Raw genomic sequence first — 14,091 nt, forward strand, 5'->3', positions numbered from 1 at the left:
GGACCCGAACATGAACAAGCCCGCCGCACGGATCTCCGCCCTGTCGTTGTCGCTGATGCTGCTGGCCGGTTGTGCCACCACCAGCCTGACCAGCACCCCCGATTCGCCGGCCCAGGGCCAGGCGCTGGCGCTGATCGAACAGGGCAAGCCGCGCGACGCCGCACTGCAGCTGGAAGGCCTGGCTGCCACGCTGCGTGGCGGTGCCCGCAGCAACGCACTGGCCGATGCGGCCTGGGCCTGGCACCTCGCCGGTGACAGTGCCCGCGCGCGCAGCCTGCTCGGCCAGCTCACCGCCCGCCAGCTGTCCGGCGCCAGCCTGCAGCGCTACCAGCTGACCAGTGCCGAGCTGGCCCTGGCCGACAAGCAGCCGGCGCAGGCGCTGGCCCTGCTGAAGGACCATGGCGACAACGTGCTGCCAGCCCTGCGTACGCGCTGGTACCTGGCCCGTGCCGGCGCCCTGCAGGGCACCGGCGATGCCTTCGGCGCCGCCACCGAGCGCGCCCGCGCCCATGCCAGCCTGACCGGCAGTGCGCGCAGCGATAACCAGGCCGCCATTGCCGGCCTGCTCGGCACCCTCGACGACGCCACCCTGCGCAGCCGCGCCGCCGCCCTGCCGGCCAACGACCCGCTCTACAACTTCGCCGGCCGCGCACTGATCGCGCGTGGCCTGCCGCTGCCGCGCCCGTTCGACCGCGATGGCGCGGCCCAGTTCGACACCAGCAAGCGCCCGCCGGCAATGAGCGACGGCTACCGCCCGCCGGCCAAGCTGGCCGTGCTGCTGCCGCTCAGCGGCCGCCTGGCCACCGCCGCGCAGCCGGTGCGCGATGGCCTGTTGAGCGCCTACTACGGTGAAAGCCGCCGCCGCCCGGACATCAACTTCTTCGACACCGCCGGCACCCCGGCCGGCGCCCTCGCCGCCTACGACAAGGCCGTTGCCTCCGGTGCCGACTTCGTGGTCGGCCCGCTGGGCCGCGACGAAGTGGACGCGGTGTACGGCCGCCAGCAGCTGCAGGTGCCGGTGCTGGCCCTGAACCGCGGCAAGGACGCACCGCCTGCCGGCAGCGCCGGCTTCTCGCTGGCACCGGAAGACGATGGCATCGTCGCGGCCGAGTACCTGCGCGGCCGCGAGCGCGGCAAGGCGCTGGTGATCAACAGCGCCGACGACACCGGCCGCCGTGCCGCCGCCGCCTTCGCCCAGCGTTTCGCCCAGCGCGGTGGCCAGGTCATGGCCACGGTCGGCGTCAGCGATGCGGTGGGCGACGTCAGCGCCCAGGTGCGCAACGCCGGCCAGGTCGATGCCGTGTTCCTCGCCGTGCGTGCGCCGCAGGCCCGCCTGCTGGCGCCGCAGCTGGCGCTGGCCGGTGCCGGTAGCGCGACCCGCGTCGGCACCTCGCAGCTGACCGTCGGCAGCGGCAAGGTGGAAGAAGACGTGGCGCTGGACGGCATCGTCTACCCGAACGAAGCCTGGAACGTGCGCAGCGTGTCCGGCCTGCCATCGGCCAGCCAGGTGGCCAGCACCCTGCCGAGCGCACGCGGTGCGGCCGGCCGCCTGTTCGCCTTCGGTGCCGACGCCTGGAAGATCACCGCCTACCTGGACAAGCTGTCCAACGAAGGCGGCCTGGACGGTGCCACCGGCACCCTGTTCCTGGACAGCAATGGCAACATCCTGCGCCAGCCGGCATGGTCGACCTTCAGTGGCGGCCGGCCGATGCCGATCGTCGGTGGTCGCTGAGCGCAGCCAACGGGGCTCGGCGGTGGAAGCCGCCGCCGAGCAGCACCTGCAACTGGCCGGACTGCAGCCGCGTGCACGCAACGTGCGCTATCGCGGCGGTGAACTGGACCTGGTGATGGACGATGCCGGCACCGTGGTGTTCGTGGAAGTGCGCTACCGTGCGCGATCGGATTTCGGCGGTGGCGCCGCTTCGGTCGATGCGCGCAAATGCCGGCGCCTGGCCCATGCCGCGCAGCTGTACCTGCAGGACCACCCGGCGCTGGCCAATGCGCCCTGCCGCTTCGATGTGGTCGAAGCCACCGGCGAGCCGCCGCAGCTGCACTGGCTGCGGGATGCGTTCCGATTGGATGACTGCTGATGGGTACTGTTTGCCGGCCAGCGGCCGGCACTACCCGTCGGACCTGCAGCCGGCCAGCGGCCGGCACTACCATGGTGCGTGACTGATGCCGTCGATCATCACCCATGCCGCTGTGCCGCTGGCGCTGTGGTGCGCCGCTGATCGTGGCCGCATCCCACCACGCCTGCTGGCGGCCGGCGTGATCGCAGCGATGCTGCCCGATTCCGATGTACTGGCCTTTGCGCTGCACATTCCCTATGCGGATGCCTTCGGCCATCGCGGCGCCAGCCATTCACTGCTGTTCGCCAGCGTGCTCGCGGCATTGGCCGCGGTGTTAGCGTTCTTGGGTAGTCGCCGACCTTGGTCGGCGGTTTCGTGCCAACCAAGGTTGGCACCTGCCAAGGCAGGGCCAACGGTGGCATCGACCGTACAAGCCGCTGTATTCGTCTTCGTATGCGCGGCCAGCCATCCCTTGCTCGATGCGATGACCTCCGGCGGCCTCGGCGTCGCGCTGGCCTGGCCGTGGAGTGAACAACGCTTCTTCGCACCGTGGCGACCGATCCGGGTTTCACCGTTTGCACCGCAATTCTTCAGCGCGCGCGGCCTGGCCACGCTGCTCTCCGAACTGCGCTGGGTGTGGCTGCCGCTGGCCGGCGCCGTTGTCGCCTGGAAACTGATCCAACCCGCTCCTGCTGCCCCGCGAGATCCGTCATGAGTACCGCACTGCCTGCTGCCCTGGTTGCCGAACTGTCCGCCCTGCTGGGCACGGAGGGCTGGCGCATGGATGACAGCGCGCTGGAGGCCAACGCGCAGGACAACTCATGGCGCCGCCAGCGCCCGGCGGCGGTCGCGCTGCCGGCCGACATCGAACAGGTGCAGGCACTGGTGCGCGCCTGTCGCGCACATGGCGTGGCGCTGGTCGCGCGCGGTGCCGGCACCGGCACCACCGGCGCCGCCGTCCCACAACCGGGCAGCATCGTGCTGTCGTTCACCCGCATGGACCGCATCATCGAGATCCGCGCCGGTGATCGCTGCGCAGTCGTGCAGCCGGGCGTGCTCAACGGCACCCTGCAGCAGGCCCTGGCCCCGCACGGCCTGTTCTGGGCACCGGATCCTTCCAGCGCCGAGATCTGCAGCATCGGCGGCAACCTGGCCTGCAATGCGGGCGGCCCGCGCGCGGTGAAGTACGGCACCAGCCGCGACAACGTGCTGGGCCTGGTGGCGGTGACCGGCACCGGCGAGGTGATCCGTTGCGGTGGTGCCTATACCAAGGATGCCACCGGCTACGACCTCACCCATCTGCTGGTGGGCAGCGAAGGCACGCTGGCACTGATCGTGGAAGCCACGCTGAAGCTGACCCCGTTGCCGGTCAGCCAAGCCGGGCTGCGCGTGCTGTACCGCGATGCCGACGCGGCCGCCGCTGCGGTGTCGCGGCTGATGTCGCAGCCGGTCGTTCCCACGCGCTTGGAATTCATGGACGCACGCAGCCTGGAGCTGCTGCGCCTCAACGGTGCCGACGTACCCGACGCTGGCGCGATGCTGCTGGTGGAAGCCGACGGCGACCACGACACCTTGCCCTACCTGCTGCAGGCATTGGCGACCGCCGCCGAAGGTGACGGCATGATCGCACTGGACGTGGCAATGGAAGGCCGCGCGCGTGACCAGCTGTGGGCCGCACGCAAGGCCTTGTCACCCGCGCTGCGCAGCGTCGCCCCGGGCAAGATCAACGAAGACGTAGTGGTACCGGTATCGCGCATCCCCGATCTGGTGGCTGGCGTGCAGGTACTGGCCCACGACTATTCGCTGACCATCGTCACCTTCGGCCATGCCGGCAACGGCAACCTGCACGTCAACATCCTCTACCACCCCGATGATGCCGACGAGAACGCGCGCGCGCATGCCGCGCTGCCGAAGATCTTCGAACTGACGCTGGCGCTGGGTGGCACGCTGTCGGGCGAACACGGCATCGGCCTGGCCAAGCGTGATTTCATGGCGAAGGCGTTCACCGCGGAAACGCTGGCGGCGATGCGCGCGATCAAGGTCGCGCTGGACCCGGATGGCATCCTCAACCCGGGCAAGGTGCTGCCGCCGGCATAGGCCGCGGAAGGCGGTAGAGCCGAGCCATGCGCGGCTCGCAACGCGACGCGCGGGCTTCCCCGAGCGGAACGGAGAGCAGCCAAGCGCGGGCCCGGCGCTACAGTGGATTGTCGCCCGCAACATCGATCAGGGTCTGCCGGAAGCTGGGCAACAGCACGCGGTTGCCATGGCCGCTCAGGTGATCGTTGTCGAAGAACAGCGGTTCACCGTCCTGCACGGCCGAGCAGGTATCCGGTCCGCACAGCAGCGGCAGCGGATCCCACACGGTCAATGACGGGTAACGCGCGGCCAGCTCGGCCAGCAGTGCCATCTGCGGCGCACGCAGCCGCTGCAGATCCGCGCGCGACATGCTCAGGCCACCGGCGCACGCCGGATTGCTACGGTTGAACCAGTCCGAGCAGCGATAGGCCCCGGCCTTGAACAGCGGCAGCGGTGCATCGATGACCACGTGCACGCCCAACCGCTGCAGGCGGCCCAGCACACGCTCGGCTTCATCATGTGCCGCCTGCGCATGCGCGGGCGTGCGTTCGGCCCGCAACTGCCGATAAATCTGCTGTGCGTCCTGTTGTTGCCAATCGAACCCTCGCAGCTCCGGCATGCGCAGCGCCGCCAGCAACACGATGTCACCCGGGCGCGCGTCGCGTTCGATGGCCGACAGGCTGTCCTCGATGAAGTCCTGGCAGTCGGCCGGGCTGGCCCGCAGCAGATTGACGAAGCTGCAGCCACCGCGATCCTCCTGGCGGATCTCCATCCCGGTCTGTCGCGCGACCATGCTGGTCATCGTGCGGTAGGCCGCCGCATGCGAGTCGCCGACAACAAACAGGCGTCGCCCTTCGAGGGCAGGTGCGCTCACCGGTTCCAGCGGTCGCCACGCCGGGTAGCGACGCGCCTGCCATGCGTAGCCATCGCGGGTGACGCTGAGCGAGATCTGCTCGTGGTACTCCACCGTCGCCCAGGCGCCGGCGCCGCACAGCCCCAACACCGGCAGCGCCATCGCCAGCACCTTCGCCGGCGCCAGCCGCAACAGCGGCAGCGCGCTGCGCAGCGGACGTTCCACGCAGTGGTAGGACGCGGCCGACACGGCCAGCAGCAGTACCGGATACAGCCACAGCGCGGCGCCCTGCAGCCCGTAGGTCCAGCGCAGCAGCACCAGCAGTGGCCAATGCCACAGGTACAGCGAATACGACAGTCGCCCCAGGTACGACAGCGGTGCCCAGCCCAGGGCGCGGCCGACCCGCGATTGGCCATGCCCGGCTACCGCCGCCAACAGCAGCAGGGTGCCGACCACCGTGGCCAGCACACCCGGCACCGGCATCGCCAGTTGCGGCGCGACAAGTACGCCCGCCAGCAGCAGCGCCAGGCCGGGCAGTGCGAGCGCGTCCCTGCGCTTGCCGGGACCGCGCGCGCTCATCCACTGGTACAACAGCGCACCGGCCGCCAGTTCCCAGAACCGCGACGGCAGCAGGTAGAACGCCGCCGCCGGGGCCGTCTGCGCCTGCCAGGCCGCCCACGCCAGCGACAGCACCGTGAGCGCCGGCAACAGCACACGCGACCACGGCCAGCGGTCGCGGCCGCGCAACCAGACGAAGAACAGCAGCGGGAACACCAGGTAGAACTGCTCCTCCACGCCCAGTGTCCAGGTGTGCAGGAACGGATTGAGGTCCGCGCCGGGCGAGAAGTAGTCATCCTGCTGGCCGGCCAGTACCACGTTGCTGAAACCCACCAGCGCCGCCCAGCCGGTCTGGTCGAACTGCTCGTTGCGCCAGGCGCGGGGAATGAACAGCGCTGACAGCACGAAGGTGGCCATCAGCATCACCAGCAGCGCCGGCAACAGGCGCAGCACGCGGCGCCGGTAGAAATCGAGCAGCAGCGCGCCCAGTGGCATGCCTGCACGCGATGCCAGCGACTGGCTGATCACGAAGCCGGAGACCACGAAGAACAGGTCCACGCCGGTGAAACCACCGGGCAGCCACGCCGCGTTCGCATGGAAGACGATGACGGCCAGCACGGCCAGGGCACGCAGGCCATCGATGGCAGCGTTGTGGGAGCGTTCGGGGTGAAGCATGCGGGCGACCGTCAGCGAGCGATCGGGCAGCATGGCCAGCGCTGGCGTAGTCATTCAATGGACAATCGCGACAGACCTGGACATCGTTCATGTCCGATCCCAACTCAGCACGATGGTGGAGCCGAGCCATGCTCGGAGGTTCTGCAGCCAGAGCGCTTGGGGTCAGATCCCACTGCCACGGGCACTGGGATCCGACCCCGGCGTCGGCCTGGTGTCGCTGTTTACCAGGCCATGCGCAGGCCCAGCTCGGCCAGCAGGGTACCGTCGCTGACGACCAGTCCGCTGGCACTGTTGTGCGTCTCGATCACGCTGTCACGCAGCTGCACATCGCCACCGCGTACCGACAGCCCATGCCCGAGTCCACCGCGGGTGAGCACGCGGCCTGCTGCTGGCCCTGGGAACCTTCCCAGCCGGCATGGCGCTGGCCGGTGATCTGGACGACCAGCGCGCCGACGTATCTGCAGGCGACCCGGTCGAGGCCTGGACCCTCGTCATCGGCTCGATCCTGAATGTGGACGGTAGGCAGACGCTGCAGATCGTGGCTAATGACGACTCCGAGCTAAACATCTGGGACGCCGTGGTAACCCGTAGTGGAACCAGTCAGAGAGCCATTACGCTGAACGACTCGGCGTATCTCGCTCTGGCCCGAAGCCGGATCTTTGGGGGGCATCGGATTGAATGGTGGCACCACGCCGGCCATCCTGGCGCAGAGCTCGATCTCAGTGACCACTGCCGGGTTGGCACCTGGCGAGCGCCTTTCGGTCGGCGTCGACTTGGCAGGCTCGGCAGCAGGCTTCGGTGTTGCCAGCCCCAGGGCGACCATCAACGTCACCACCATCTACGTGGAAGACGCCCCAGTCGCCAGCCGCGATGTCGGCAACGGCGTTGGCGTGCGGATCCAGTTCGGGCAGATGGATATCGCCAACGGCTCGCGTGTTGATGCATCCAATATCGGCGCGGTGCTCTGGGGCGAAGTCAATCCGGATCAACGCATCCGTCTGAACATCGATAACTCCACCCTGCAATCTGGTCGCGGCGCTGCCATCCGGGTCAATGCAGCCGCTGACAACACCTGCGACATCACCGTGGCCAATGGGGCGCAGCTGATCGGCGGCGATGGCAACCTGCCGCTGGTGGGCCGCGACATCGGTCTGGTCAACACGCGCACCGACGTCAACTTCAATGTGGATGACGCCCGATTGGCGGGTAACATTACCTTTGAGCCTACCAATGCCCCCACCGCCAAGACGGCGAACCTGAGCGTGGCTTACAAGTGGTGATCTGCTTTCTACAACAAGTGTCGCAACTGGCACGCGCAGGCGTGCTCCGGTTTCGCGCAGCGCGTTCGATATGCGTCTGCAATGTTTTCGAAATTGAAACTTTTCTGATTGGTATAGCAGCATCTGCGTGCACATCATGGCGCGCCACCGACAATGGGTGGCACGGGCTTGCAATCCCGTTTGGCAAAGGCGTTGTTTACGCTTGCCTGTCGGCGTCGCTCTTTCCTTGTTGGGCGGCGTCGGCAGGCAATCCGTCCGTGCCCTATGGCGGGCGGTGCGTGGGGGTCTCGTACCCGCCGGCGTTTCGCGCTTTTGCCACCGGTATTGCAACCACGCACCCTCCGCCGCCCTCGCCCAGCGCGAGGGCGGCCCCTTGCTCCGCACTCAAGGACGCCGCCATGACTTCTTCGCTCTATCCCTATCTGCTCGCCACATTGGGCGACGCCGTCGAACGCCTGCCGGATGATCTGGCCAAAGCACTCGAAACCACGTTGGGCAGCACGATGCGCGCCCACGCCGACGAAGGCATCACCCTGCTCGGCTGCCTGCAGCGCATCCGCCAGGTGGACGCTGCCGACGGCCAACCGTGGCCGGACAAAGGTCGCAAGTGCTTCGGCTTCGCGATGGCACGCATCGACCGCGCCAATGCCGGGCTGACCTTGCTGCTGGAACTGCTGCACGCCATCGAGCGCGTACGCGTGGACGGCGATGCCGACCAGCAGGTGGGCGATGAGGTGCGCGAAGGCTTGCTGCTGGCCTGCCGTGGGCTGGCCGAGTATGTGGATGTGCAGTTGCGGGTAGCGTAGCCAGCTTCCGCGGCACCTCGACCACGCCAATCCCTGTCCCTGGCTCAGGGATTGGCGTCGAACAGCACGGTCATGTCTCCTTCCCAGCGCGAGCCCGGTGTCTTCACCATCTCCAGCACCGCGTCACGCCCGGCGGTGAAGCGCAGGGTCGAACGGCGCTGCATCAGGTAGCCATCGGGCGTGAAGCGCGGTGCCTGACCGTCATCGGCCAGCAGTACGGTGTTCTGCGCCGGACGACCATCGCGCAGGTTGTTCATGCCCGGAAGGGTGACGTCCACCTCCACCGGCACCTGCTTGTCCGCCTGCGGATCATGAATGCCGCACTGGTCGCCGACGTGGTGCTGGCAGCGCAGCTTCATGCTGAAGTCCATCGACGTGGTCAGATGAAACGGCAGCTCCTGGCGCAGCCTCGCCGGAGCAGTGCCATGATCGATCCAGGGCGACCAGCCCCCTTCGGGCGCCAACTGTACGCGCGGCGCCTCGGTGGCGAAGCGCACCTGGAAGTCGTGGATCACATCGAACACGAAGTTCATGCGCACGGCCTCGACACCGGTGATGTTGTCGCCCAGATCGATGTCGGCCCCGGCGCCGCCGGTGGTCCAGGTTTCCTGGGCCATGTAACGGCCGTCCTGCAGCGTCATTGCATTGGGCAGGGTGACGTGGATGCCGAGCCCCACGTTCCTGTAGGAGTAGGTGCGGGCATACCGCGTGTTGGTGCTGTAGCACTCGGTGGGGCTGGCTGGCGTCCGCGCCGCCCAACCGCCCAGCGACCATCCACGCCCACCGGCGCCGCGGATGGTCGTGCAACCTCCACTGACGCCGTAGTACCAGGGATCGGCGCCACCACCGAAGTCGATGCGCATGGACAGCGCCGCAAAGCTGATGGTCGCCTCGAAGGTGCGTCCGCTCGACACCTCCTGCAGGGTGATCGTACGCGGCGGCGGGAAGCGGATGTAGGTGGTATCACGCCTTGATGTGTCGTCGCTCGGCCCTTCCTTGCGCCAGTACTCGCGGTTGCCGAGATCGAAGATATAGGCTCCGTTTCTATCGCATTCGGCCGGCCTCCAGTTGCAGAAGGTGCCCCGGGGTGTCGTGTTGCGGAATGCGGTATCGCCCGGATCCAGGGCGTTGGGCCTGAATTCACCGGTGACATTGACGTCCACCACCTGTGCGGTGGCAGGCAACGCCGCCATTACGGCCAGCAACGGGAACAGCCGGATGCCAATAGTCATGCTTTAGACCTGCCTGGTTCGTCGGAACAATGGGCTAGTGCGCGACCACCGACGGCGGGCAACCGATGCCGCCCACCATCAGTACATCGCCTTCGCGCGGGTAGCGGCCCTCCTCCATGGTCAGCACACAGCTGATCCGGTTCGGGTAGCGCAGCTCCACCACCGGCGCGCGTGCGCTGAGTTCAAGGGTGAAGAAGCCTTCTTCCTGGCTGACGCTGCGGCCGGCGTGGTTGATCACCTGCACACCGCGCATGCCGTTGCCATCGGCATCCAGTACCTGACCCATCACGGTGAAGGTGCGCAGTACATCCACCGTGGTGTGCACCACGCCGCCCTTGTTGAGGTGGTAGCTGATGGTCGACGGCTGCAGCGCCGCCGCAGGTGCGTGCCGGCCGTGGAAGTCGAACTGCACCTGTCCCGCACGATAGGCGGTGACCGGAACGAAGTTGCGTCCCGGGCGCAGCTGCACGCCACCGCCACGACTGTCGTCGGCACGCAACGTGACATCGGGGAAGTCACTGCGCACGTCGACGATGATGCCGGTGTCCACGCTGCCGCTGCGCCCCTGGCCCAGCACGGCAGCATGTCCTCCCCCGATCACCACGGTGCTGTCCAGGTTGGCGCTGCCGCCAACGTGGCCGGAACCGGCACCGCGATACAGCTGCACATCGCCTTCCAGCAGTGGGCTCTGCAGATAGGCGCCCGCGCCGGCGCCAATGCCGCTGCGTTCAGCTGTGACAATGCCATTGACGCTGCGCAGGATCTTCCCATCCACACGCTGGGTGGCGACCGCGGTGACGTAGCCGTCGCGCTGGCCGGCTTCGCCGGTCCGGCTGCCCAGGCTGCCGCTGTAGCTGCGGCGCTCGCTGCCGAGTGACACACTGACGGTCAGATCGATGCCGCGCTGGCGGCGATAGTGGGTGAAGCGGCTGCCCGGACGGTCGTAGGCCGAGACACGCCAGTTGACGTCATGCCTGCCGAACAGGGTCTCGCGGCGACCGTAGGAAACGTCGATGCCGGTGCCACGGGTGAAGCCGGAACTGCGGGCCACGCGCAGGCTCGCATTGTCGCGGTGACTGAAGCGATGGGTGATCGATACGGCCGTGGTGTCCTGCCAGCCTCCCCGGGTTTCCCAACGTGGCGGCGCACCCTCGCTGGCGGGCAGCCGATGACGCTGCTCTGCCCAGCTGCGCGCGTGGTTGGCGACCACCGAGCCGGCACGGTAGCGATACAGTCCCTGCAGGTCCACGCCGCGCCCGGCATCGCTGGAGGTGTAGAAATTGGTGTAGGCGCTGAAGCGATCACTGGCCTGCCAGTCCATCGACAGGCCGGTGGCGCGGCGCGTGCCGATCTGCTGAACGGTGGCACCGGCCACTGCGCGCGGGTGCAACAGGTAGTTGACCACCGCACCGGCGGCGATCTCGCCCTCCTGCATTGAACGATCGCTGTCGAGCAGGCTGCGCTGCTGGCCGGCGAACGCGCTGTAGCGCCAGCGCCGGGTGGGATCACGCCAACGGCTGGGTTTGTGGATCGAGGCGGTTTCGCGCGAGGCCTCCTGGCCGTCTTCAATGACCCGCAGTACCACGTCGTAGATGCCGCCTGGCAGGCGACGTGTGTCGATCTCCTGCACGCCGGGCTTCACGGCCTGTGTGGCCAGCAGGTTGCCGTCGCGCAGAATCTCCGCCACACCGTCGCGGTTGGCGGTGACATAGACCGGATAGACGCTGGCGCTGCGGGTGTCGGCCAGCAGTACATCCGACGAACCGAACATCACTCCCAGTGCGGTGTCATTCTGCGTACCCGGCGCGCGTGGCTGGCGGATGATGCCCTCGAACGTGGGCAGGAAATAGCCCGCGCGGACGAAATGATCGCCGAGCTCGCGTTGTGCATGCAACGCACTGAGATAGTGCTCCGTGCTGCCGGGTTGGGCGTAGTACTGGTAGCTGCCAACCGTGCTCCACAGACCGATGCTGCCACTCAGTTCAGCGCTGTAGCGTGCGCTGGCCGGCTGGTCCTGGCCGCCATGCACGGCCAGGCTGTTACGTACGATCAAGCCATGGCTGCCGGACGCCGGCAGGGCAATGTTGCGTTGTTCCGCACTGGCAGTTGCCGGCGTCAACAGGCTCAGCAGCGAATTGGCCAGACTGTAGTGCAGCGCGGCCAGGCCACGGCACTGCGGCGCGCATATGCCAAGCGGCAGCGGTTCGGCCAGCTGCTCGGCCCAGCGCGTGCGCTCGCTCTGCGGCCATGGGCTGTCGATGCTTTCGACGAAGCCGATCAGCTGTACGCGGTTGTCTTCATGCAGCAGTACTTCGGCGTCGCCCAGGTACTGCCCGTCCAGTTCCACGCGCACGGTCAGCGGATTGCCGAACAGATGCTCGCGGAACTCCGCAGGCATGCGGTCGCGCTGCTCCAGCAGGCTGACCTGTGCGTCTGGCACGCCTGCGGTCGCCTGCGCCGAGGCAGCAGCAAGCATGGCGGCAATGGCAACAGCCAGTCGCAGCGGAACCGGTCGCGGAGGTAGGTGTGAAAGGCGCATAGATGACATTGGCCCTCCTGCCGCACGCGCGGTGGGGCAGGAAGGCACAGAGCTCGGCAGGCGTCAGATGTCGCTTTCGAAGATCATGTGGAACTGACCGCCGTAAGTACCCTGCTTGTAACCGCCGCCCGGTTCGGTAGGCGCGATGGCGAAGGCCAGAGACTTGCCGGATGCGGCCTGGGCAGCGTTGGCAACGGTGATCTTGGCGGCGGCCGTTGCCGGCACGACCACGTTGTCCAGTTTCACTGCCAGATCCACGACGTCCGCGGCCGATGCCATCTGCGCCGGGGCAGACAGATAGGCGGTGATGGCAGCCGGCGACTTCACGTTGATCACGCGACCGGTCAGTTCGCCGAGCACCTGGCGTGCGGTATCCCACGGCAGATTCTGCGGCAGGCCTTCCCAGCCGTCCGGCGTGGACACCTGCAGGCCGGCAACGTTGGGCACGTCAGCCGACACATTGACGGTGATCGATTTGGTTTCGGTAGCCGCAAAGCTGACGGCCGGGGTGATGAGCAGGACTGCCGCAGCCGCCATCGCGTGTTTCAAGAAGGACATTCAGATACTCCTGGGTGAGTGGGTACAAAAGCCAGGACAAGGGCAAAGCTGTCCCATCGGACTCCTGGCGGGCCCGGGCGGGACAATGGCGTTGGTGGGGGACGAACGGTCAGCGGCGACTGTCTATGCTGCGCTGGCGTTCGCCCTCCTTCAGGTCGTAACGGATGAAATGCGTATCGTCAGACGCCAGCACGTGAGAGCGACCGGGGCGTACGTGCACGATGATTCCGGGCGTACAGGCGTCGACCTTGGCCCGCTCGCACTGGCGCAGGTTTTCCAGAACAATGGTGGCGTTGCCGTGGTTGTGGATCTGGCCGGACTCGATGCGGGTGTCATAGCGCGGGTGTTGTGGCGCGATGAACAGCACGGTGCCGAAGCCGGTGAACACGCGGATGGCCGAGGAAAGCTCTGCGGCCTGCTGTGCCTGTTCCTCGCTGAGCGAGAATTCCTCGGCACTGGGCGCCACCGGCACGAAGCGCAGGCGGTAGTAGCGTTCCTCGTCGCGCAGGCCCCGATACACCAGACGTGTGGCCTGCTGGCCGTTGCCTGCGATGATCAGGCGACTGGGGCTGGCGATGACCCCATGCGCCCCAGGCGCGTTGCGCACCAGCGATGGCGCATCCACCGGAACTTCGACGGGCTTGTCATCGGCATCGAAAACGATCTCTGCCACTTCCACCCGGACGTAGGCGGTGCTGGCGCCGGTATTGCGGATGCGTTTGAGCAGGTTGCTGCTGCCGGGCTGCAGGTAGTCGAAGAGGACGCCGACATTGATCTGCGGTGCGCTGGCGTGGCTGGGGAACGCCAGCGCACACAGCAGCAGGACATGGACGACACGTGACATGGGACCGCTCGTTTTCAGGAGCGTGAAGTGTGTCGTCGCGTCAAACGCCCCGCTATGAAAATAGTTGTAAGCCGAAGCGCGCAGCGTCGAATTCGGAGGACTCCTAAATGCTCATCGCCCGTGCTGCCAGCATGGCCCCCTGCCCGCAGCCGCGTACCGGCAGGACACAAATCCCTGCCGCACTCGGGCGAAGTGCTCGTCTCCGCTCGGGCCGTCGTGCACTTCCGTATGCACGCCCTGCCCTTCCATGGTGCGGCCGATGCGGGTGATCGGCACGCCCAGCGATTCGGCGACGTAGTGGCACGCCTGTTCCGCACGTATAAGGGTTACGCCGGAGAGGTGGCGCGCAGAGCTGTTACATCCGTGCCAACCAAGGTTGGCACCTACCAGAGCAACGCGTTAGCCCCGAGCCATGCCCGGCGTTTGGGTAGGCGTCGACCTTGGTCGACGCAGCGTCGGCACGAAGGCCTGACACATCCGTGCCAACCAAGGTTGGCACCTACCAGGACAACACGGTAGCGCCGGGCCATGCCCAGCGTTTGGGTAGGCGTCGACCTTGGTCGACGCAGTGTCGGCACGAAGGCCTGACACATCCGTGCCA

The 14,091-nt window shown here is 67.4% G+C and carries 12 protein-coding genes; 6 read left to right on the forward strand and 6 right to left on the reverse strand.

Annotated features, from left to right (window positions below):
* Nucleotides 1-10 precede the first annotated feature (10 nt).
* The 4 genes from AC5JLE_RS04955 (at nt 11) to AC5JLE_RS04970 (ending at nt 4,166) form a co-directional block, all read left to right on the forward strand.
* Entirely contained in the window at nt 11-1,732 is a 1,722-nt protein-coding gene (locus tag AC5JLE_RS04955) for a penicillin-binding protein activator (RefSeq protein WP_197561901.1), read from the forward strand.
* Nucleotides 1,722-2,090 carry a YraN family protein gene (locus tag AC5JLE_RS04960; RefSeq protein ID WP_049468249.1) on the forward strand — a complete coding sequence of 123 codons (369 nt, stop codon included), beginning with the start codon at nt 1,722-1,724 and terminating at the stop codon, nt 2,088-2,090. The genes AC5JLE_RS04955 and AC5JLE_RS04960 overlap by 11 nt, the downstream gene beginning before the upstream one ends.
* 85 nt (nt 2,091-2,175) lie before the next feature.
* Nucleotides 2,176-2,784, forward strand: a complete 609-nt coding sequence (locus AC5JLE_RS04965) for a metal-dependent hydrolase (RefSeq protein WP_197561900.1) — start codon at nt 2,176-2,178, stop codon at nt 2,782-2,784.
* Nucleotides 2,781-4,166, forward strand: a complete 1,386-nt coding sequence (locus tag AC5JLE_RS04970; protein WP_197561899.1) for an FAD-linked oxidase C-terminal domain-containing protein — start codon at nt 2,781-2,783, stop codon at nt 4,164-4,166. The genes AC5JLE_RS04965 and AC5JLE_RS04970 overlap by 4 nt, the downstream gene beginning before the upstream one ends.
* A gap of 97 nt (nt 4,167-4,263) precedes the next feature.
* On the opposite strand, the gene AC5JLE_RS04975 is transcribed toward AC5JLE_RS04970, so the two are convergent.
* Nucleotides 4,264-6,285, reverse strand: coding sequence for an SGNH hydrolase domain-containing protein (locus AC5JLE_RS04975; protein ID WP_197561898.1), 2,022 nt, complete (start codon nt 6,283-6,285; stop codon nt 4,264-4,266).
* Nucleotides 6,286-6,452: 167 nt separating this feature from the next.
* Nucleotides 6,453-6,608 (reverse strand): hypothetical protein, encoded by a 156-nt coding sequence (locus tag AC5JLE_RS04980; RefSeq protein WP_157804317.1) that lies wholly within the window; start codon nt 6,606-6,608, stop codon nt 6,453-6,455.
* A gap of 297 nt (nt 6,609-6,905) precedes the next feature.
* On the opposite strand from AC5JLE_RS04980, the gene AC5JLE_RS04985 reads away from it, so the two are divergent.
* On the forward strand, nt 6,906-7,511 hold the full coding sequence (locus tag AC5JLE_RS04985) for a hypothetical protein (protein ID WP_496065083.1): 606 nt from the start codon (nt 6,906-6,908) through the stop codon (nt 7,509-7,511).
* A 398-nt stretch (nt 7,512-7,909) separates the two neighbouring features.
* A complete protein-coding gene (locus AC5JLE_RS04990; protein WP_495233393.1) occupies nt 7,910-8,317 on the forward strand; it encodes a hypothetical protein in 408 nt (135 codons plus the stop codon).
* A gap of 44 nt (nt 8,318-8,361) precedes the next feature.
* Here AC5JLE_RS04990 and AC5JLE_RS04995 read toward each other — a convergent pair whose 3' ends face one another.
* The 4 genes from AC5JLE_RS04995 to AC5JLE_RS05010 form a co-directional block, all read right to left on the reverse strand.
* On the reverse strand, nt 8,362-9,549 hold the full coding sequence (locus AC5JLE_RS04995; protein WP_107379107.1) for a hypothetical protein: 1,188 nt from the start codon (nt 9,547-9,549) through the stop codon (nt 8,362-8,364).
* Nucleotides 9,550-9,583: 34 nt separating this feature from the next.
* Nucleotides 9,584-12,025 (reverse strand): TcfC E-set like domain-containing protein, encoded by a 2,442-nt coding sequence (locus AC5JLE_RS05000; protein WP_496065084.1) that lies wholly within the window; start codon nt 12,023-12,025, stop codon nt 9,584-9,586.
* Nucleotides 12,026-12,151: 126 nt separating this feature from the next.
* Entirely contained in the window at nt 12,152-12,646 is a 495-nt protein-coding gene (locus tag AC5JLE_RS05005) for a CS1 type fimbrial major subunit (protein ID WP_025876629.1), read from the reverse strand.
* 109 nt (nt 12,647-12,755) lie between these two features.
* A complete protein-coding gene (locus tag AC5JLE_RS05010; RefSeq protein WP_099841901.1) occupies nt 12,756-13,490 on the reverse strand; it encodes a CS1 fimbrial subunit B flags: Precursor in 735 nt (244 codons plus the stop codon).
* Nucleotides 13,491-14,091: the final 601 nt, after the last annotated feature.

The sequence above is a fragment of the Stenotrophomonas sp. genome (genome assembly GCF_059505245.1).

Excerpts from the sequence above, each read along its gene's own strand:
- AC5JLE_RS05010 (WP_099841901.1), bottom strand. The coding sequence starts at position 13,490 with ATGTCACGTGTCGTCCATGTCCTGCTGCTGTGTGCGCTGGCGTTCCCC.
- AC5JLE_RS04990 (WP_495233393.1), top strand. The coding sequence starts at position 7,910 with ATGACTTCTTCGCTCTATCCCTATCTGCTCGCCACATTGGGCGACGCC.
- AC5JLE_RS04955 (WP_197561901.1), top strand. The coding sequence starts at position 11 with ATGAACAAGCCCGCCGCACGGATCTCCGCCCTGTCGTTGTCGCTGATG.
- AC5JLE_RS04975 (WP_197561898.1), bottom strand. The coding sequence starts at position 6,285 with ATGACTACGCCAGCGCTGGCCATGCTGCCCGATCGCTCGCTGACGGTC.
- AC5JLE_RS04970 (WP_197561899.1), top strand. The coding sequence starts at position 2,781 with ATGAGTACCGCACTGCCTGCTGCCCTGGTTGCCGAACTGTCCGCCCTG.
- AC5JLE_RS05000 (WP_496065084.1), bottom strand. The coding sequence starts at position 12,025 with ATGCTTGCTGCTGCCTCGGCGCAGGCGACCGCAGGCGTGCCAGACGCA.
- AC5JLE_RS04965 (WP_197561900.1), top strand. The coding sequence starts at position 2,176 with ATGCCGTCGATCATCACCCATGCCGCTGTGCCGCTGGCGCTGTGGTGC.
- AC5JLE_RS05005 (WP_025876629.1), bottom strand. The coding sequence starts at position 12,646 with ATGTCCTTCTTGAAACACGCGATGGCGGCTGCGGCAGTCCTGCTCATC.
- AC5JLE_RS04995 (WP_107379107.1), bottom strand. The coding sequence starts at position 9,549 with ATGACTATTGGCATCCGGCTGTTCCCGTTGCTGGCCGTAATGGCGGCG.